Here is an 18,110-nt window from a genome sequence, read left to right as displayed (position 1 = left end):
AAGCCCGCCGGGGCGACCGCTTCAGGGGCTCTCAGAGCATGAAGTCCGGCACCCCGGCGGGCAGGATAAATCGGAACTGGGCGCCGCCGCCGGGGGCGCGGCTGATCCGGATGGTGCCGCCGTGGGCCTCGACGATGCCCTTGACGATGTAGAGGCCGAGGCCGGTGCCGCCGCGCTTGGAGCCGCGCCAGAAGCGGGTGAAGACGCGCGGCATCGACTCCTCGGGGATGCCGCTGCCCTCGTCGCTCACGGTGACCGCCGTTCCTTCCAGGACCCGGGGCGGGGTGCCCGGGGGCTCCCAGCCGGCCGCCTCGACCACTTCCTTGGCGGGCGCCACCTCGATGGTGACAGTGCCCTCGCCGTGCCGCACCGCATTTTCCAGCAGGTTGCCCAGCACCTGGTCGATCTTGTCGGGGTCGGCCCAGAGCGGACCGGACAGCTCGCCCACCCGGATGTCGAAGCGGTCGGCCGGGATGCCCGCCGCGACCTTGCCCTCCACGTGCCGCCGCACCGCGGCCGGCAGGTCGATCACCTGCTTGCGGACCTCCAGCCGGCCGGCGTCGATCCGGGAGATGTCCAGCAGCTCGGCGATCAGCCGGGTGACCCGGTCCGCGTCGGCGTCGACGGTCTCCAGCATCACCCGCTTCTGCCCGTCGTTGAACCGCTCCCACTTGGCCAGCAGCGTGGCGGTGAAGCCCTTGACGCTGGTCAGCGGGGAGCGCAGCTCGTGCGCCACGGTGGCGATCAGCTCGGCGTGGCTGCGCTCGGTGCGCCGGCGGGCCTCGGTGCCGCGCAGGCAGACCACCACCCGCTCGATGGGGCCGCGGGGCCGCTCCCGGACGTACCGGGCGGAGGCCAGCACCTCACGGCCGCCGGGCAGCAGCAGGTTGCGTTCGGGCTGGCCGGTGCGGACCGCGAGACCGCCGTACGGGTCGGTCAGCTGCCACCAGCGCCGGCCGTCCAGGTCCTCCAGCGGGAGCGCCTGCTCCAGCGGCCGGCCGAGCACCGCGGCCGGCGCGAGGCCGGTGATCCGGGCGGCGGCGCTGTTGAAGACGGTCACCCGGCCGCGGGCGTCGGCGACCACCAGCCCGTCCGGAAGGTCGTCCGGGTCGAGCCGTGCACCGCTGCCCACCATGGGTGTCCCTCCCGCTTACCCAGCGTGTTGCCGCCCCGACGCAGACCCTAGCGCCCCTACCCCCGTGCGCGACAGCCTCCGGGCGAGCGCTGTGCGCGGGCCGAGGCGTAGAGGCAGACGGCGGCGGCCGTGGCCAGGTTGAGGCTCTCGGCGTGGCCGTGGATGGGCACGCGCACCACCTCGTCGGCGAGTGCGCGGGTCTCCTCCGGCAGGCCCCAGGCCTCGTTGCCGAACACCCAGGCACCGGGCGCGCCGAGGGTGCCCTCGTCCAGCTCCTGGTCGAGGTCGCGCTCCCCCGCGCCGTCCGCGGCCAGCACCCGCACACCGGCCTCGCGCAGCCGGGCGACGGCCACCTCGATCGGCACGCCGGTGGCGAACGGCAGGTGGAACAGGCTGCCGACGGAGGCCCGGACTGCCTTCGGGTTGTAGAGGTCCACCGAGGCGTCGGTGAGGATGACGGCGTCCGCCCCGGCCGCGTCGGCGGTCCGCAGCACGGTGCCGGCGTTCCCGGGGTCACGGACGTGCGCGAGCACCGCGACCAGCTGCGGGCGGGCCGCCAGCACCTCCTCGAAGGGGGTGTCGATGAACCGGCACAGCGCCACGATGCCCTGCGGGGTGACGGTGTCGCAGATCTCCGCGATCACCTCGTCGGTGGCGGTGAGCACCGCGAGCCCCTCGGTCAGCGCCGCCCGCACGATGTCGGCGTGCCGCTCGGCCGCCTCGGCGGTCAGGTAGATCTCCACCACGGCATGCTCGCCCGAGCCCGGCAGCCGCCCGAACGCCACGGCCTCGCGGACGGCCTGCGGACCCTCGGCCAGGAAGCGGCGCTCCTTGCTCCGCTGGTTGCGCTTGGCGAGCCGGCGGGCGGCCACCACCCGCGGGGAGCGCAGGGAGGTGAGCAGGGGGGTGTCGGTGCTCTGCATGCTCTCGTTCTCTGAGTGGGCCGGGCACGGCCGGGGCCGGACGCGGCGGGCCGCCAACGAATCGGACCCGCAGGCCGTGGGGCCTGCGGGTCCGGACAGCTCAGCTGTGATCCGCTCGGGATCAGGCAGCGGCGACCTTCGGCGCGTTCACGTCGGCCGGCAGCGCCTTCTGGGCGACCTCGACGAGCACGGCGAACGCACCGGCGTCGTGCACGGCCAGCTCGGCCAGCATCTTGCGGTCGATCTCGACGCCGGCGGCCTTCAGGCCCTGCACGAAGCGGTTGTAGGTGATGCCGTTGGCACGGGCCGCAGCGTTGATGCGCTGGATCCAGAGCTGGCGGAAGTCGCCCTTGCGCTTCTTGCGGTCGTTGAAGTTGTAGACCAGCGAGTGGGTGACCTGCTCCTTGGCCTTGCGGTACAGGCGCGACCGCTGGCCGCGGTAACCGCTGGCCCGCTCGAGGATGACCCGGCGCTTCTTGTGGGCGTTCACTGCCCGCTTGACGCGTGCCACTTGATTACTCCTTGGGTTGGACCGCGGACTGCTTCACGCGGTCCGTCATTCGATTGGGTCGGGAAGGATCAGCCGGTTCCGCAGCAGGGCCGCGGGCGGGCGATCACTTGCCCAGAAGCTTCTTGATCTTCTTGGCGTCGGCCGGGGCCATCACGACGGTGCCGGCCAGCTTGCGGGTCAGCGTCGAGGGCTTGTGCTCCAGCAGGTGGCGACGGCCGGCACGCTCGCGCAGCACCTTCCCGGAGCCGCTGATCTTGAAGCGCTTGCTGGCGCCGCTGTGCGTCTTTTGCTTCGGCATGTCGCCGTTTCTCCTCATCGTCCGCCCCTTGGCCCGCACACTGCTGCGCGGGCCCGGGGCACAGGCCCCTCCCCACCCGGTGTCGGGTACGGAGGGCGGTTCTAGGTCACCGGGGCGGATGCCCCGGTACCTGGGCCGATCACCCGGACGAGCCATGAGCCACGGGGGCTCAGGCGTCCTGGGCGGTCTCGGCCGGCTGCTCGACCTCGGCGGCGGGGGCCTCGACGGCCTCGTCACCTTCGGTGTCCTCGATCACGTCCAGGGCCTCGTCGTCCTCGACGTCGTCCTCGGCGTCCTCGGCGATCGAACCGGGGGTCCGGCCCTGGCGCTCGGCCTTGCGGGCGTCCGCGATGGCACGGGCCTCGGCCATGGCCTCGGTCTTCTTCTTGTGCGGGCCGAGAACCATGATCATGTTTCGGCCGTCCTGCTTGGCCGAGGACTCCACGAAGCCGAGCTCCTGGACGTCGTCCGCGAGCCGCTGCAGCAGTCGGAAGCCCAGCTCGGGGCGGGACTGCTCACGACCGCGGAACATGATCGTGATCTTGACCTTGTCGCCCTGCTTGAGGAACCGGACGACGTGACCCTTCTTGGTGTCGTAGTCGTGCGGGTCGATCTTCGGCCGGAGCTTCATCTCCTTGATGACCGTGTGCGCCTGGTTCTTGCGCGCCTCACGGGCCTTCATGGCCGACTCGTACTTGAACTTGCCATAGTCCATGAGCTTGCAGACCGGAGGCCGCGCGGTGGCGGCAACCTCGACCAGGTCGAGGTCGTACTCCTGGGCAAGCTCCAGCGCCTTCGCGAGCGGCACGATGCCGACCTGCTCGCCACTGGGACCGACGAGTCGCACCTCGGGGACGCGGATCCGGTCGTTGATGCGGGGCTCGGTGCTGATGGGGCCTCCTCGGTTGCACCTTTTTTCGATGCGGCCGTCGGACGGCGGTCGCACGTAGTGGCTTCGACCACTGGGCGGGGCTTCATTCATGCTGCGCTGCGAACAGCACCGCAAGCACGAAAAAAGCCCCGCACGGTGACAGGCGGGGCTCCACACAATCCGAGGCGCCGGTGAGGGCGCCACTGGCGACCTGCGACCCTCGCGGGCGCCTGTCGCGGACCGTACCCGTCGACCGTGAGGACGAGGCGGGTGGGAGACTGTCGGGGTGGCCCTTTCGGGCCTCCTGGGTGGAGCCTCCACTTGCTGGCCAGGAACCCATGCGGGAATCCGGCCGGTCAGTCTCGAAGCATACAGCCTTTCCCGTCTCACCGGTATTCCGCCCCTCCCCCGGCCGGGGCCGCCCACCTGCGGCGCACCGGGCCGGGCGGGCCTGGGTACGCTCGCTGTGTACCCAACCCGGCACGACGGAGTGAGCCATCTTGACCAGCCAGCCCGAGCAGCACGAAGAGCACACCGGCGACGAGGCGGCCATCGGCTTCGACGACCTGACCCGCGACATCGCGGAGGTGCCGGCCGTCGAGGTGATCACCACCGTCGCGGTCCACCTGATGAGCGCCGCCGCCGTGAAGTGCGGGCTCGCCGAGGGCGGCGAGAAGGACAAGGACCTGGACGAGGCGCGCAAGCTGATCACCGCGCTGGCCGGCCTGGTCACCGCCGGGGCCCCGGAGATCAGCAACTTCCACGCCGCGCCGCTGCGGGACGGGCTGCGCTCGCTCCAGCTGGCCTTCCGCGAGGCGTCGCTGGTGCCGGACGCCCCCGGCTCCGGCCCCGGCGAGAAGTTCACCGGGCCGGTCTACTCCTGAGCCCGTCGCGCGGACACGCCGGCGCCCCCGGAGCGAGCCGCTCCGGGGGCGCCGGCGTGTTCAGCGGCGGTACAGCGGCTCCGGCGGCAGCGCGGTGCCCGCCGGCACCACCGCGAGCTGGAGGCCGCGGTCCAGCCTGACCCGCAGCACCGGGTCGGCGGTCAGCGCGCCCGCCAGCCGTTCGACCGCGGCGCGCGGCTGCGGCTCGGCGAGGCCCTCGTCCAGCACCACCACCAGCGTGCCGTCCGCCTCCTCGGCCGCCTGCAGGTGCCCGGCGACGACGGCGGGCTCGGCCACCAGCAGCGCCCGCACCGCCGCCCGGACCTCCGGGTCGGCGTGCGGCGCGAGGTAGGCGCGGTTCTCCGCCACGGCGCGCAGCCGGGCCCCGCTCAGCGGGACGGTGACCGGGCCGGCCGGGTCCACCAGCAGGGTGTCGGCGCGCTCGGAGTACGCCACCATCGCGGCCTGCGGCGCGGCCACCGGCGCCGGGCGGGCGTCGGCCCGCCAGCGGGCCATCGACTCCAGCGAGGTGAAGGCGGGCAGCGCCCGGCGGCCGTCCGCCGCCTCGATCACCGGCACCGCCATGTCGCTGGTCTTCTCGTGTCTGAGCCCGTTCGCGTCCGTCTCCACCTCGCCGAGCAGGGCCACGATCGGCACCAGCAGGCGGCTCGCGGTCAGCGCGCCGAGCAGCTCGCCCTCGGCCGTCCGGCCCTCCGGCCAGCCCGCGAGGGCCGAGGCCAGGCGCGGGTCGGCGGTGCCGTCGTCGTCGGAGAATCCGGGGTTCGGGATGTTCTTGGGCTCCACCCCGTGAGGGTATGCCACCGGTGCCGGCCGGCCGGCACCCGCAGGAGCCCCGGCCCAGGACCTACCCAGCGGTAGCGCCGTGTGGCAGTCTGCGCCCATGGCCAACCTGCACCCCGCCCCGGGCACCGTCGCCGACCGCGCGCGGTACGACCGCGCCACCGCGCACCTCGACGCACCGCTGGCCCTGGTCGACCTGGCGGCCTTCGACGCCAACGCCGCCGATCTGGCCAGGCGGGCGGCCGGGAAGCCGATCCGGGTCGCCAGCAAGTCGGTGCGCTGTCGGGCCCTGCTGGAGCGGGTGCTGGCGATGGACGGCTTCGCCGGGATCATGAGCTTCACGCTGGCCGAGTCGCTCTGGCTGGCCCGCTCCGGCTTCGAGGACGTCCTGCTCGCCTACCCGTCCGCCGACCGGGCCGGCTACGCCGAGCTGACCGCCGACCCCAAGCTGGCCGGCGCCGTCACCGTGCTGATCGACGACCCGGCGCAGCTCGACCTGATCGACCGGGCCCGCGAGGGCGCCGAGCAGGTCCGGGTCTGCCTGGAGCTGGACACCTCGCTGCACCTGCTGGGCGGCCGGGTCCGGGTCGGCGCCCGCCGCGCCCCGATGCGGACCCCGGAGCAGCTCGGCGCCTTCGCCGAACTGGTCCACACCCGGCCCGGGTTCAAGGTGGTCGGCCTGATGGCGTACGAGGGTCACATCGCCGGTGTCGGGGACCGGATCGCCGGGCGGCCGCTGCGCTCGCAGGCGATCCGGCTGATGCAGGCGAAGGCCCGGGCGGAGCTGGCGCAGCGGCGGGCCGCGGTGGTGCGGCGGCTGCGGCAGGTGGCGGACCTGGAGTTCGTCAACGGCGGCGGCACCGGCAGCGTGGAGAGCACGGTGGCGGAGCGGGCGGTGACCGAGGTGGCCGCGGGCTCGGGCCTGTACGTGCCGCGGCTGTTCGACAACTACCGCTCGTTCCAGGGGCGTCCGGCGGCGCTGTTCGCCCAGCCGGTGGTGCGGCGGCCGGGGGTCGGCGTGGTGACCGTGCTCGGCGGCGGATACCCGGCCTCGGGCGCGGCCGGTCCGGACCGCTCCCCCGTGCCGTACCTGCCGGCCGGGCTGCGCTACGACCCGCAGGAGGGTGCCGGCGAGGTGCAGACCCCGCTGCTCGGCTCGGCCGCCGACGACCTGCTGATCGGCGACCGGGTCTGGTTCCGGCACGCCAAGGCCGGTGAACTCTGCGAGCGCTTCCCGGAGTTGCACCTGGTCGAGGGCGACCGGGTGACCGGCACCGTGCCGACCTACCGGGGTGAGGGGAAAACCTTCCTCTGACCGTCCGACCCGGGGCCTATGCTGACGATCAGTCGGATTTCGCGGGTCGGAAGGGGGCAGCCATGGAGGCCGAGCTCGTCGCACTGGCGACGTCGGGGGCGACCACACTGGTCGGGCTGATGGTGACCGAGGTCTGGTCGGAGGTCCGGGGGCGCTTCGGCGCCCTGTTCGGGCGCCGCCGGGAGACGGTCTGCGAGGACATGGACGCGGTCCGCGAGGAGCTGATCGCCGCCGAGGACCGTGAAGCCGCGATGGCCGGTGCGGAGGCCGAGTGGACCGCCCGGCTGCGGCGCGCGCTGGCGGCCGACCCGGCGGCGGCCGACCAACTGCGGTCGCTGCTCGACGAGTTGCAGCAGCACGGGCCGCAGCCCGGCGCGGGGTCGGCGAACGCCACCATCACCGGCGGCACGTTCCACCAGTCGGTGGTCCAGATCGGCCGGATCGACCAGGCCGGGGACGTCACCTTCTGACCACGACGACGGATCGGGCCCCCGGCGGGTGCCGGGGGCCCGATCCGTCGTCGGTCGGTCTTCGGGTCCTCGGGATGCTCGGGCCCGCTCAGGTGCGGGTGCCGCCCGAGCCGCCGCCGAGCGCCGGGCCGTCGTAGGCCGCGATGCCCGCGACGATGGTGTCCATCACCTTGACGTCGGGCGCCTTGGTGTCCACGTCGAAGCCCAGGTGCACGGAGGCCAGCTGCTTGCCGTCGCCGGTCGGGAAGACCACCGTCTCCACGTAGCCGTCGTTGCCCTGCGCCGCATCCACCTTCCAGCGGACCAGGTAGCCGTCGTGGCCGGCCACCTTGACAGCCTCGGACTTCAGCTCCTCGTGCGAGTTCACCTCGCCGTAGGAGTCCTTCGCCGCCGCCGCGATGTCGGCCAGCGCCGCCTGCTTGGCGTCGGTGCCGTCCACCTTGCCGGTCACCGCCCCGCCCAGCGAGCAGGTGTCCTTGCCGTCGACGCAGGTGTACTGGCCGACGGTGAGGGCCGCGTAGCCGTCGTCGGTGGTGCCGCCCTGCCAGCCCGACGGGACGGGCAGGCTGATCCGGTTCACCGCGTCCACGGCCGGGCCGCCGCCGGCCCCGCCACCGGGCAGGCCGCCGCCCGGCGGGGTGCCGTCCTGGCTGCCTCCGCCCTGGCCGTTGCCCTGGCCGTTGCCTTGGCCGTTCCCGCCCTGGCCGCCGTTGCGGCCCTCGCCCGGGGCCGTGCCGCCCTTGCCGCCGAAGCCGCCGCCGGGGCCACGGAAGTCCTGGGACCGCTGACCGGGCCGGTCCACCGCCGCCCGGCTGTCACCGGAGCGGCCGTCCATCGCCAGGTAGGTCACCCCGGAGCCGACCGCCAGGCCGACCAGTGCCGCCACCGAGGCGGCCACCAGGACGGCCCGGCCCGGCCGGCGGCGCGCCTTCGGCGGGGCCGGCTGGCCGAACGCCACCGGCGGCAGCTCCGGGTAGCGCACCGTCGGGCCGGTGCCCAGCACCTCGCCCTCCAGCACCCGGTCGTCCGTGCTCCCGGCCGCCGCCCCGTCGGCCGGCGCGGGCCGGGTGGCCGTGGTCCATCCGGTGCCGTCCCACCAGCGCTCGGGCCGAGGGTCACCGGTGAGTTCCTTGGGGTCCGGGTACCACCCGGCGGGAATCTGCTCGCTCACACCGGAGAAATCTAAACGCCCGCGGGTAAGCACGGAATCAGCTCGACCTGAGAACGGCCTTTCCCCGATGAGATTCGGATGAGAAAGACACGCCAGCCCCGTCGGACCGCCCCAGCAGCCCTTCCCGCCCCGCGGACGGCAGAATTCGCCGCATGACCCCACGGCCCGTCATCGGCATCAGCAGCTACCTCACCACGGCGGCCTGGGGCCGCTTCGACCAACGGCTCGCGGTCATGCTGCCCGAGCGCTACCCGGCGCTGGTCCGGGCCGGCGGCGGCCTGGCCGTCCTGCTGCCCCCCGACGCACCCGAGCACGCCCCGGCCGCCGTCGCCCGGCTGGACGCCCTGGTGATCGCGGGCGGCGAGGACGTCGACCCGGCCCTGTACGGCGAGCAGCCGCACCCCAGCACCGAGGCCGTCGCCCCCGAGCGGGACGCCTGGGAGGCCGCCCTGCTGCGCGCCGCCCTGGCGGTCCGGATGCCGGTGCTCGGCATCTGCCGGGGGATGCAGCTGCTGAACGTGGTCCGCGGCGGCTCCCTGCACCAGCACCTGCCCGACCTGGTCCGGCACGAGGGCCATGCCGGCGGCCCGAACAGCTACGGCCGGCACGCCGTGCGGCCGGTGGCCGGGACGATGCTCAGCGGGCTGCTGCCGGAACCGAGCGTGGTGGTGCCGACCTCGCACCACCAGGCGGTGGACCGGATCGGCGAGCGGCTGACGGTCTGCGCCCTGGCCGAGGACGGCACCGTCGAGGCGGTCGAGGACAGCACCGGGGCGGGCTTCGTCCTCGGCGTGCAGTGGCACCCGGAGCAGGGCGAGGACCCGCGGGTGATGCAGGCCCTGGTCGGCGCCGCGGCGGCGACCCGGGCGGGTCGGCTGGTCCCGGTCGGCTGAGGCCGTTCGGCGGCACCGGCGCGGGCCGTTCGGCGGGAACGACAACGGTCACCAGTGCAGTCTTTGGATCTTCCTCCGATCTGCGGTTCACTTCGTGGACGGGCAGTGCGGCCCGGCCTACGGAACGTGCGGGAGAGGATCTCGATGGGCGGCCACGACCACCAGCACGACGAGCACGACCACGGCGGACCCGGTGGCCACGGCGGGCACGGCGGGCACTCGCACGGGGTGGCCGCCGACGCCGACCGGCGGTGGCTGCTCAGCGCGCTCACCCTGATCGTGGTCTTCATGGCCGGCGAGGTGGTGGTCGGCTTCGCCGCCCAGTCGCTGGCGCTGATCTCCGACGCCGCCCACATGCTCACCGACGCGGCGTCCATCGTGCTGGCGCTGATCGCCATGCGGCTGTCCGCCCGGCCGGCCCGCGGCGGCTACACCTACGGCCTCAAGCGGGCCGAGATCCTCTCCGCCCAGGCCAACGGGGTCACCCTGCTGGTGCTGTCCGCCTGGCTCGGCTACGAGGCCGTGCAGCGGCTGATCCACCCGCCCGAGGTGACCGGCGCGCTGGTGCTGGTCACCGCGCTGGTCGGGATCGCGGTCAACATCGCGGCGGCCTGGTGCATGTCCAAGGCCAACCGCAGCTCGCTGAACGTCGAGGGCGCCTTCCAGCACGTGCTGACCGACCTGTACGCCTTCATCGCCACCGCCGTGGCCGGCCTGGTGATGATCACCACCGGCTTCGTCCAGGCGGACGCGATCGCCTCGCTGATCGTGGTCGCGCTGATGCTGAAGGCCGGCGTCGGACTGGTCCGGGACTCCGGCCGGATCTTCCTGGAGGCCGCCCCGGCCGGCATCGACCCGGACACGGTGGCCGATCGGATGGTCGCCGAGCCGCTCGTCGAGGAGATCCACGACCTGCACATCTGGGAGATCACCTCGGGCCAGCCGGCGCTGTCCGCGCACATCCTGGTCAGCCCGGGCGGGGACTGCCACGCCGTCCGCCGCGAACTCCAGCGCCGGCTGCGCGAGGAGTACCGGATCAGCCACAGCACCCTGCAGGTCGACCACGTCGGCGAGGAGGAGGCGCAGGCGCTGCTCCAGATCACCGGCCCCGGCGTCGAGCCGTGGGACCACTGCGCCGACGCGCACGGGCCGGTGCACCGCAGCGGGCCGCACGAGCACTGACGCCGGTGGCCCGCCGGACCCGGCCGCCTGACCCGGCCGCCGGCGGTCGATCGGTCGGACGGTTCGTCAGCGGCGTGCGGCATGATCGGAGGGTGACCGCACCCCGACTGATGCTGCTCGACACCGCCAGCCTCTACTTCCGCGCCTACTTCGGCGTGCCGGAGTCCGTGAAGTCCCCCGACGGGCAACCGGTGAACGCCGTCCGCGGCCTGCTGGACTTCGTGGCCCGGCTGGTCCAGGACCACCACCCCGACCACCTGGTCGCCTGCATGGACGCCGACTGGCGCCCGCAGTGGCGGGTCGACCTGATCCCCTCCTACAAGACCCACCGGCTCGCCGAGGAGGACGCCGGGAGCACCGGCGACGCGGAGGAGATCCCGGACACCCTGGCACCGCAGGTGCCGGTGATCGAGCAGGTGCTGGACGCCCTCGGCATCGCCCGGGTCGGCTGCCCCGGGTACGAGGCCGACGACGTGATCGGCACCCTCACCGCGCGGGCCACCGGGCCGGTCCAGATCGTCACCGGCGACCGGGAGACTGCAGATTACCAACCCGCACGGGTCCTGATCGTGACGGGGGACAGAGACCTCTTCCAGCTGGTGGACGACGCCCGCGGCGTGCAGGTCATCTACCCGGTCAAGGGCGTCGGCAACGCCGAGGTCATCAACGAGGCCGCCCTGCTCGAGAAGTACGGCGTCACCGGCAGCGAGTACGCCGACATGGCCGCCCTGCGCGGCGACCCCAGCGACGGCCTCCCGGGCGTCAAGGGCATCGGCGAGAAGACGGCGGCCCAACTCATCCGCGAGTACGGCGACCTCCCCGGCATCCGCGCCGCCGCCGCCGACCCGCTCTCCAAGCTCACCCCCGCACGCCGCAAGAACATCCTCGAAGCCGCCCCCTACCTCGACGTCGCCCCCACCGTCGTCCGCGTCGCCACCGACGTCCCCCTCCCCGACTTCGACCCCGTCCTCCCCACCGAACCCCTCGACCCCATGGCCTTGGAAGACCTCTCCGCCCGCTGGGGCCTCGGCACCTCCCTCACCCGCCTCCTCGACACCCTCACAGCCACCCGCTGAGAACGGAGCCCGCGTCCGTCTCCGCGCTGGCTCCCCGGCACGTCCCGAGACTCGGTGCCCCTTCCATGCGACGGCTCCAATAGTCAGGCGCAACAGGTTCGAGCTGTGCTAAGACTTCTGAACCGGCCTCCAAGTGCCATCTGGCCAGGCCCTCATTTTATGGCCCCTGACCTGCAAAAACACCTCTCAGAAGCTCTCGCTGTTACTCGCTCGTCCTCTCCCTCATGTGAAATGAGTGTGAAATGGCGACACTCGCAGATGACTATGCGTCAGCAGAGGAAGCGGGCGACAGGTCGGCCACTGCCCGCACAGAGAGTGACGAACCCTGTCGAGTGGCGGCCGCTGCATCAGTGCAGCAGCCGCAGCTCTGCAGGCGAGATCGGTGGCTACCGTCATCGCCTTGCACGCGGGCAGTCATGGCGGCTGCAAGGGGATTCTGCGGCCTCCCCATGTATTTGCTGTCCACGGCCCCTGATGTCGATGTTCCCTTGGCGCCGGGGCCACCGTCACCACCGCCTCGATCCTGCTCTGGATCTGATCTTTGAAGACGATCTCTAGTACGCAGCCTGGATTCCTCCTGCAGTGAAGCTCGTACGCGGATGGGCGCGCTTGTCTATTGTCGGGTGACATGGGGACGGTAGGAGATGACAGTGCGAGCCGTAGGGTGCCATACGGGGCTATGCCGCCGGTGTTCAGGGATCGCACCCGGGACGCGTGTGTGGTAGTACCGGGCATCATGGGCAGCGTCCTTCAGGAAACTACGACGGGCCGCCCGCTATGGGGCGTCGACCTCAGGATGCTGACCGGCACTGCAGCCGACGACGACCGGTTTAGCGTGTTGCAAGCGGACGAGTTGGAGCGGGCCGCTGACGCTGACACCTTCCGACGTAATCCGCTGACCCGAGTGCGAGCAACCGGGCTGCTGGCGAAGCCGTGGTGGCTGCCCGTACTGGAAGGCTTGGATCCCTATACCCAGACAGTCGACAGCCTGCGGAAAGTCGTGTTGGCACCGGAGGCCGTGGCCGCTTTTCCGTACGACTGGCGCCTGTCCGTCGCCTACAACGGCGCAGTGCTCGCCCGTACGGCCCGCGCGCATCTGACTCGGTGGCGAGACCAGGTCGCCTCCCGGTCCGAGTGGCGGGCGGCGGGCGAACGGCAGCCGCGGCTGGTATTCGCCGCACACTCGATGGGTGGGCTGGTGGTGCGGGCCGCCATGGAGCAGGACCCGGAACTGGCGGCCGACACGCGGGCGGTGGTCACCGTGGGGACCCCCTTCTTGGGCTCAGCGAAGACGGTCCTGACGCTCAACCTCCTATGCGCCGGGGCGAGGCCGAGGTGGCTGCTTCGGCAGGTGCAGGCAATGGCGGCGACTCTGCCGGGCGTGCACGACCTGCTTCCCGGATACCGCTGCCTGGATATAGGTCTGGATATCGCACGGCTCACTCCGAGTGATGTCGCTCGGTTCGGCGGAGATCGGGACCTGGCAGCCCGCTCGTTGGACGAGCACACCCGCCGTTGGGAGCAGCCATTCGCGATGCCCGGCCACCGGGCGGTCGTGGGCGAGGCCCAGGCCACCGTGCAGACCCTGGCTGAGCTACCGCAGGCAATCGTCGTGGGCCGCCGCCACGCATTCGATGTCGGCGACGACGGCGAACTCGTCCGCGACCCGGCCAGTGGTGTCCCCGCCCGGCGCGATACACGCGGAGATGGCACTGTGCACCTCCCATCCGCTCAGGCCGGCATCACCGCGGTCACCTACGTATTCGGCCAGCACGGCACCCTGATGCGCCACGACGAGGTCCTGCGCCAGATCCGCAACATCACCCTCGAACGCGCCTCGGGCGCCCGCATGGCCGACAGCAACAAAGCCGGAGCGGGCCTGGAGACCCCCTATCTCGGCGGGTCGGTCGGGCAGCCGCTCACCCTCCACGTCACCGGCTTGCTCAACCCGGCCGGGGTGAGCCTAACCGTTCGCTCTGCGACCAGCGGCCGCCTCGGCCACCCCCTCACCCTCCGTCGCGACATTGATCGCCCCGACGGCGCCTTTGCCAGCCGATTCATCCCCGACGCGCCAGACCTGTACCGAGTCACCTTGGACACCGGGGCCGACGTGCCGATTACCCAACTCATCCTCGTCACCCCGCCCGACGCCTGAACGCGGAAATCCGCCCATGCCTACCCCCAGCGCCCCCGCCTACCGACCGACCCCTGCTGCCGCTGCCCCAGGCCAGGCAGGGCTGACCCCGACCGGTGACGCGGTCGAGGACTTCCCGGCCGCTGGAAGCGCGGTCGAGCTGTTCCCTGTGAACTTCACGACCTACCGGCACCATGACGACCTGGACACCGAGCAACACGTACTGGCAATCGCCGAACTCCTTACCCCCTACGGCCTAAACGTCAACCACTGGGTAGTCCCGGAGGACGAACGGGACCGGCAGGCGGTCGAGAACCGCCTCGGCGACTGGAAACGGCTCACGGCCACGCATCGCGGAAACACGGTGCTCTACTGGGCCGGCCACGGCAATGCCGAGCACCTCGCCCACCATCTCACCCCAACACCCATCGACGACGGTGTATCCCCAGAGGAGGTTGCCCGCGCCATTGGCCGCAGACGGTTTCACCCCGACAGCGAGCACAGCTGGACGATCGTCGTCCTCGATGCCTGCTTCTCCCAGGACTTCGCTCGCAAGGTCCACACCACACTCATCAACGAGTATCGAGGCGTCGACCGCTTCCTGCTGCTGTCCACCGCCGCCGAGGGCTACGCGGAGCTTGGCGCCTTCACCCGAGCTTTGGAAAACGCCCTGACCATCACCTTCTTTGGGAGGAGGGCCATCGGCCTGGCCGAACTCGGAAGCCAGCTCGCTCGCGAACTCCGCGGCTACCGCGCTGATACCGTCGACGACCACCGCGACCAGTTGGTCCGCGTCCTGCCAGACGTCGCCTCCGCCGTCTCCGCACCGCTAGACCAGCTCGCCGAGCTCCAAGCAGTTATCGACCAGCTTCCCGCCGATGAGCAGCGCCACTTCCTCCCCAAGGCCAGCGGGGCCGAACTAGGCGAGCTCGCCTGGTACTTCCACGGCCGCACCCAGGAACGCGACCAGATCCTCCACTGGTTGGCCACCGCCATTCGGGGCGCCCTCGTTGTCACCGGCCCCGCAGGTTCGGGCAAATCAGCCCTCCTCGGCCACGTCCTCCTTCACACCAACACCCGCCTGCGCGTCCTCCTCCTTCGCCACGGTCACCTTGCCCCACTACCGGCCGACATCCCCTGCCCAGACGACCCGTTCGACCTCGTCGTCCACCTCTCCGGCCTCACCCTCGCCCGAACCCTGCACCTCGTCGCCCAGGCAGCAGGTCTGCCAGACCTCGCACAGGAAGCGACCGCCAGCCAACCCCCGGCCGACCTCGCAGCCCGGCTCCTCGAACGACTCCAAGACCGACGCGAACGGCTGACCCTCCTCTTCGACGCCCTCGACGAGGCCGAACAGCCCCACACCATCGCCGACACCCTCCTACGCCACCTCGCCGCCCTCCCGGCCGTACGCATCGTCATTGGCACCCGCCGCTCGACCCGTGAAGGCCCCGACCAGCTGGCGCTCAACGACACCGACATCCTCGACGCCCTCCGGCCACGCGCTCACGGAGCACACCTGCAGTACATCGAGGTGACCCAAAATCAGGATGCGCTCGCCGGATATCTGAGCGCCAAACTCCACACCGCCCAATACAGAGGCGCCCTCGACGCCGACGACATGACTATAGAAAATGCCATCCACCGCCTGGTTACCCACCATCAACTGGGCGGCGCAGAACCGCAGCAGTTCCTATACGTCCGCCTCGCCGCCCACGAACTGCTCAACGACCCCGCCCTCCTCGCCGACCCCTCACCCCTGATCGGCCGCACCCACCGCCAGCTATTCACCCGCGCCCTGGAACGCCTCCACCGCGCCGACCCCCACTACACACCCCTCCTCCATGCCCTCGGCCTCGCCCAGGGGCGAGGCATGCCCGACCAAGATGGCATCTGGGCACAGGCCGCCGACGCCCTCACCACCACTGTTGGCACCGGCGGTAGTATCTCCGGCCTAGTCCGGGACGCCGCCCCTTACCTCGTCCTTGACCAGGAACACGGCCAGAGCGTCTACCGCCTCGCCCACCGCACCTTCAGCGAACACTTCACCGCTGCCCCTGACGTCCCCACTGCGCACGCCGCCGTCACGACAGCCCTGGCCTGCCACATCCGCTACAACCTCGACACCTCGCCGCATGAGGACTTCAGCCCCTACATCCGCCACCACCTCGCTGACCACGCACGCCTCGGCCACAAGGCGGGGGCCCTGAGGATCCTCGCCGAACACCCCGATGTCCTCGACACCCTCGACCTTTCCAGCATCACCACCAACGCCCTGCACCGTGGCCTCGCCTCGGGCGAGCTGCCACCCACCATCGCCGGGACCGTCTTCTTTCACAACCATGTCTACGAGACCGGTCCCTATCAGCAGGATCACGGCACGATCGGATGGCGCAGGTGGTGGCGCAGACTTGGTACTGCCTACATCCAAGGCACCCCGCCCTCCGTCGAGACCTGTCCTCACAACCCCTCAACGTGGCCCCCCACGCTGGTCGCTGGCGCAGTCAAGCGACGGCAGCTCCACCTGCAACTCACCGGCCACGTCGGCTACGTACACTCGGTGGCGGCGTTCACGGCTCCGGACGGCACCCCCCGCCTCGCCACCACCAGCGACGACCGGACGGTCCGGATCTGGAACCCCGCTACTGGCACCCAAGACGGACCTCCCCTCACCGGCCACACTCGGGGGGTGCTGGCGGTGGCGGCGTTCACCGCCACCGACGGCACCCCCCGCCTCGCCACAGCCGGTTATGACCGGACGGTCCGGATCTGGAACCCCGCCACCGGCACCCAAGACGGACCTCCCCTCACCGGCCACGCCGCAGGGGTGCACTCGGTGGCGGCGTTCACCGCCACCGACGGCACCCCCCGCCTCGCCACCACCAGCGACGACCGGACCATCCGGATCTGGAACCCCGCCACCGGCACCCAAGACGGACCTCCCCTCACCGGCCACACTCGGGGGGTGCTGGCGGTGGCGGCGTTCACCGCCACCGACGGCACCCCCCGCCTCGCTTCGGCCAGCGACGACAAGACCGTCCGGATCTGGAACCCCGCCACCGGCACCCAAGACGGACCTCCCCTCACCGGCCACGCCGCAGGGGTGCACTCGGTGGCGGCGTTCACCGCCCCCGACGGCACCCCCCGCCTCGCTTCGGCCAGCGACGACAAGACCGTCCGGATCTGGAACCCCGCCACCGGCACCCAAGACGGACGGCCACTCACCGACCACACCGACTGGGTGCGCTCGGTGGCGGCGTTCACCGCCCCCGACGGCACCCCCCGCCTCGCTTCGGCGAGCTACGACAAGACGGTGCGGGTGTGGAATCCCGCTACAAGCACCCAGGAAGGCCAGCCCCTTGTCGGCCACACCAACTGGGTCCGGGTGGTGAGGGCGTTCACCGCCGCCGATGGCACTCCCCGCCTCGCCTCGGCCGGAGATGACCAGACCGTGCGGATCTGGAACCCCGCCACCAGCACCCAGGAAGGCCAGCCTCTTGTCGACCGCACCGGCAGGGTCCGGGTGGTGGGGGCGTTCACCGCCGCCGACGGGACCCCCCGCCTCGCCACCACTGGCAACGACCGGACCGTGCGGATCTGGAACCCTGCCACTGGCACCCCAGACGGCCCTCCTCTCATCGGCCATACCGGGAGGGTCCGGGTGGTGGGGGCGTTCACCGCCGCCGACGGGACCCCCCGCCTCGCCTCGGCTGGCCGGGACAAGACGGTGCGGGTGTGGAATCCCGCCACCGGCACCCAGGAAGGCCAGCCCCTTGTCGGCCACACCAACTGGGTCCGGGTGGTGAGGGCGTTCACCGCCGCCGACGGGACCCCCCGCCTCGCCTCGGCCGGAGATGACCAGACCGTGCGAATTTGGAATCCCGCCACCGGCACCCAAGACGGACCTGCCCTCACTGGCCATACCGATGGGGTGCTGGCGGTGGGGGCGTTCGTCTCTCCGGACGGCACCCCCCGCCTCGCTTCGGCCGGCTACGACCGGACCGTGCGGATCTGGAACCCCGCCACCGGCACCCAAGACGGGCCTCCCCTGACCGGCCACACCCGGGCGATAATGACCGTGGCGTCATTCACCGCCCCCGACGGCACCCCCCGCCTCGCCACCACTGGCGATGACACGACGGTGCGAATCTGGAACCCCGCCACCGGCGCGCAGGACGGACCTGCCCTCACCGGCCACAACGGCGGAGTCCAGGTGGTGGCGTTCACCGTCGCCGACGGAACCCCTCGCCTCGCCACTACTGGCGATGACAAGACGGTGCGGATCTGGAACCCAGCTACTGGAACAACCCACATGTTGCCCCTGGAAGATCAGATATACGCACTAACGGAACACTGTGGACTGATCATCGCAGGAACCGACTCGGGCTATCTTGCGATCGATATCTCATCCATACCCGCCGGCACAGTTTGATCGCCAAAACACTT

General features: G+C 71.7%; 15 protein-coding genes. 8 read left to right on the top strand and 7 right to left on the bottom strand.

Annotated features, from left to right (window positions below):
• Window positions 1-31: 31 nt before the first annotated feature.
• The 5 genes from ABT014_RS11650 to infC form a co-directional block, all read right to left on the bottom strand.
• On the bottom strand, window positions 32-1,135 hold the full coding sequence (locus tag ABT014_RS11650; RefSeq protein ID WP_350638506.1) for a sensor histidine kinase: 1,104 nt from the start codon (window positions 1,133-1,135) through the stop codon (window positions 32-34).
• 56 nt (window positions 1,136-1,191) lie between these two features.
• Entirely contained in the window at window positions 1,192-2,058 is an 867-nt protein-coding gene (locus ABT014_RS11645) for a TrmH family RNA methyltransferase (RefSeq protein WP_350638505.1), read from the bottom strand.
• 121 nt (window positions 2,059-2,179) lie between these two features.
• Entirely contained in the window at window positions 2,180-2,569 is a 390-nt protein-coding gene (gene rplT, locus ABT014_RS11640; RefSeq protein WP_033825492.1) for a 50S ribosomal protein L20, read from the bottom strand.
• 103 nt (window positions 2,570-2,672) lie between these two features.
• Complete coding sequence (rpmI, locus tag ABT014_RS11635; RefSeq protein ID WP_350638504.1) at window positions 2,673-2,867, bottom strand: 50S ribosomal protein L35; 195 nt, start codon at window positions 2,865-2,867, stop codon at window positions 2,673-2,675.
• Between the two features lie 169 nt (window positions 2,868-3,036).
• Complete coding sequence (infC, locus tag ABT014_RS11630) at window positions 3,037-3,789, bottom strand: translation initiation factor IF-3 (protein WP_350638661.1); 753 nt, start codon at window positions 3,787-3,789, stop codon at window positions 3,037-3,039.
• Between the two features lie 449 nt (window positions 3,790-4,238).
• Here infC and ABT014_RS11625 point away from each other — a divergent pair, with 449 nt between their 5' ends.
• Complete coding sequence (locus ABT014_RS11625) at window positions 4,239-4,622, top strand: DUF1844 domain-containing protein (protein WP_350638503.1); 384 nt, start codon at window positions 4,239-4,241, stop codon at window positions 4,620-4,622.
• A gap of 60 nt (window positions 4,623-4,682) precedes the next feature.
• On the opposite strand, the gene ABT014_RS11620 is transcribed toward ABT014_RS11625, so the two are convergent.
• Window positions 4,683-5,426 carry an SseB family protein gene (locus tag ABT014_RS11620; RefSeq protein ID WP_350638502.1) on the bottom strand — a complete coding sequence of 248 codons (744 nt, stop codon included), beginning with the start codon at window positions 5,424-5,426 and terminating at the stop codon, window positions 4,683-4,685.
• A gap of 97 nt (window positions 5,427-5,523) precedes the next feature.
• On the opposite strand from ABT014_RS11620, the gene ABT014_RS11615 reads away from it, so the two are divergent.
• Window positions 5,524-6,738 (top strand): amino acid deaminase/aldolase, encoded by a 1,215-nt coding sequence (locus ABT014_RS11615; RefSeq protein WP_350638501.1) that lies wholly within the window; start codon window positions 5,524-5,526, stop codon window positions 6,736-6,738.
• 62 nt (window positions 6,739-6,800) lie between these two features.
• Window positions 6,801-7,208, top strand: coding sequence for a hypothetical protein (locus tag ABT014_RS11610; RefSeq protein ID WP_350638500.1), 408 nt, complete (start codon window positions 6,801-6,803; stop codon window positions 7,206-7,208).
• Between the two features lie 88 nt (window positions 7,209-7,296).
• On the opposite strand, the gene ABT014_RS11605 is transcribed toward ABT014_RS11610, so the two are convergent.
• Entirely contained in the window at window positions 7,297-8,379 is a 1,083-nt protein-coding gene (locus ABT014_RS11605) for a DUF2510 domain-containing protein (protein ID WP_350638499.1), read from the bottom strand.
• A gap of 152 nt (window positions 8,380-8,531) precedes the next feature.
• Between ABT014_RS11605 and ABT014_RS11600 the strand changes: the two genes are divergently transcribed.
• From ABT014_RS11600 to ABT014_RS11580, 5 genes are all read left to right on the top strand, one after another.
• Window positions 8,532-9,272, top strand: coding sequence for a gamma-glutamyl-gamma-aminobutyrate hydrolase family protein (locus tag ABT014_RS11600; RefSeq protein WP_350638498.1), 741 nt, complete (start codon window positions 8,532-8,534; stop codon window positions 9,270-9,272).
• 144 nt (window positions 9,273-9,416) lie between these two features.
• Window positions 9,417-10,454, top strand: a complete 1,038-nt coding sequence (locus ABT014_RS11595; RefSeq protein ID WP_350638660.1) for a cation diffusion facilitator family transporter — start codon at window positions 9,417-9,419, stop codon at window positions 10,452-10,454.
• 110 nt (window positions 10,455-10,564) lie between these two features.
• Entirely contained in the window at window positions 10,565-11,530 is a 966-nt protein-coding gene (locus tag ABT014_RS11590; RefSeq protein ID WP_350638659.1) for a 5'-3' exonuclease, read from the top strand.
• A 736-nt stretch (window positions 11,531-12,266) separates the two neighbouring features.
• Window positions 12,267-13,685, top strand: coding sequence for an alpha/beta hydrolase (locus ABT014_RS11585; protein WP_350638497.1), 1,419 nt, complete (start codon window positions 12,267-12,269; stop codon window positions 13,683-13,685).
• Between the two features lie 148 nt (window positions 13,686-13,833).
• Entirely contained in the window at window positions 13,834-18,096 is a 4,263-nt protein-coding gene (locus ABT014_RS11580; RefSeq protein ID WP_350638496.1) for an AAA family ATPase, read from the top strand.
• Window positions 18,097-18,110 lie beyond the last annotated feature (14 nt).

The sequence above is a fragment of the Kitasatospora sp. NPDC094015 genome (genome assembly GCF_040304075.1).
Taxonomy (GTDB): Bacteria; Actinomycetota; Actinomycetes; order Streptomycetales; family Streptomycetaceae; genus Kitasatospora.
Note: the sequence above shows the minus strand (reverse complement) of the source record. Positions and strands in the feature narration are given on the sequence as shown.

Coding starts and splice junctions, on each gene's coding strand:
- ABT014_RS11650 (WP_350638506.1), bottom strand. CDS start 1,135: ATGGTGGGCAGCGGTGCACGGCTCGACCCGGACGACCTTCCGGACGGG.
- ABT014_RS11645 (WP_350638505.1), bottom strand. CDS start 2,058: ATGCAGAGCACCGACACCCCCCTGCTCACCTCCCTGCGCTCCCCGCGG.
- rpmI (WP_350638504.1), bottom strand. CDS start 2,867: ATGCCGAAGCAAAAGACGCACAGCGGCGCCAGCAAGCGCTTCAAGATC.
- ABT014_RS11615 (WP_350638501.1), top strand. CDS start 5,524: ATGGCCAACCTGCACCCCGCCCCGGGCACCGTCGCCGACCGCGCGCGG.
- ABT014_RS11610 (WP_350638500.1), top strand. CDS start 6,801: ATGGAGGCCGAGCTCGTCGCACTGGCGACGTCGGGGGCGACCACACTG.
- ABT014_RS11600 (WP_350638498.1), top strand. CDS start 8,532: ATGACCCCACGGCCCGTCATCGGCATCAGCAGCTACCTCACCACGGCG.
- ABT014_RS11595 (WP_350638660.1), top strand. CDS start 9,417: ATGGGCGGCCACGACCACCAGCACGACGAGCACGACCACGGCGGACCC.
- ABT014_RS11590 (WP_350638659.1), top strand. CDS start 10,565: ATGCTGCTCGACACCGCCAGCCTCTACTTCCGCGCCTACTTCGGCGTG.
- ABT014_RS11585 (WP_350638497.1), top strand. CDS start 12,267: ATGGGCAGCGTCCTTCAGGAAACTACGACGGGCCGCCCGCTATGGGGC.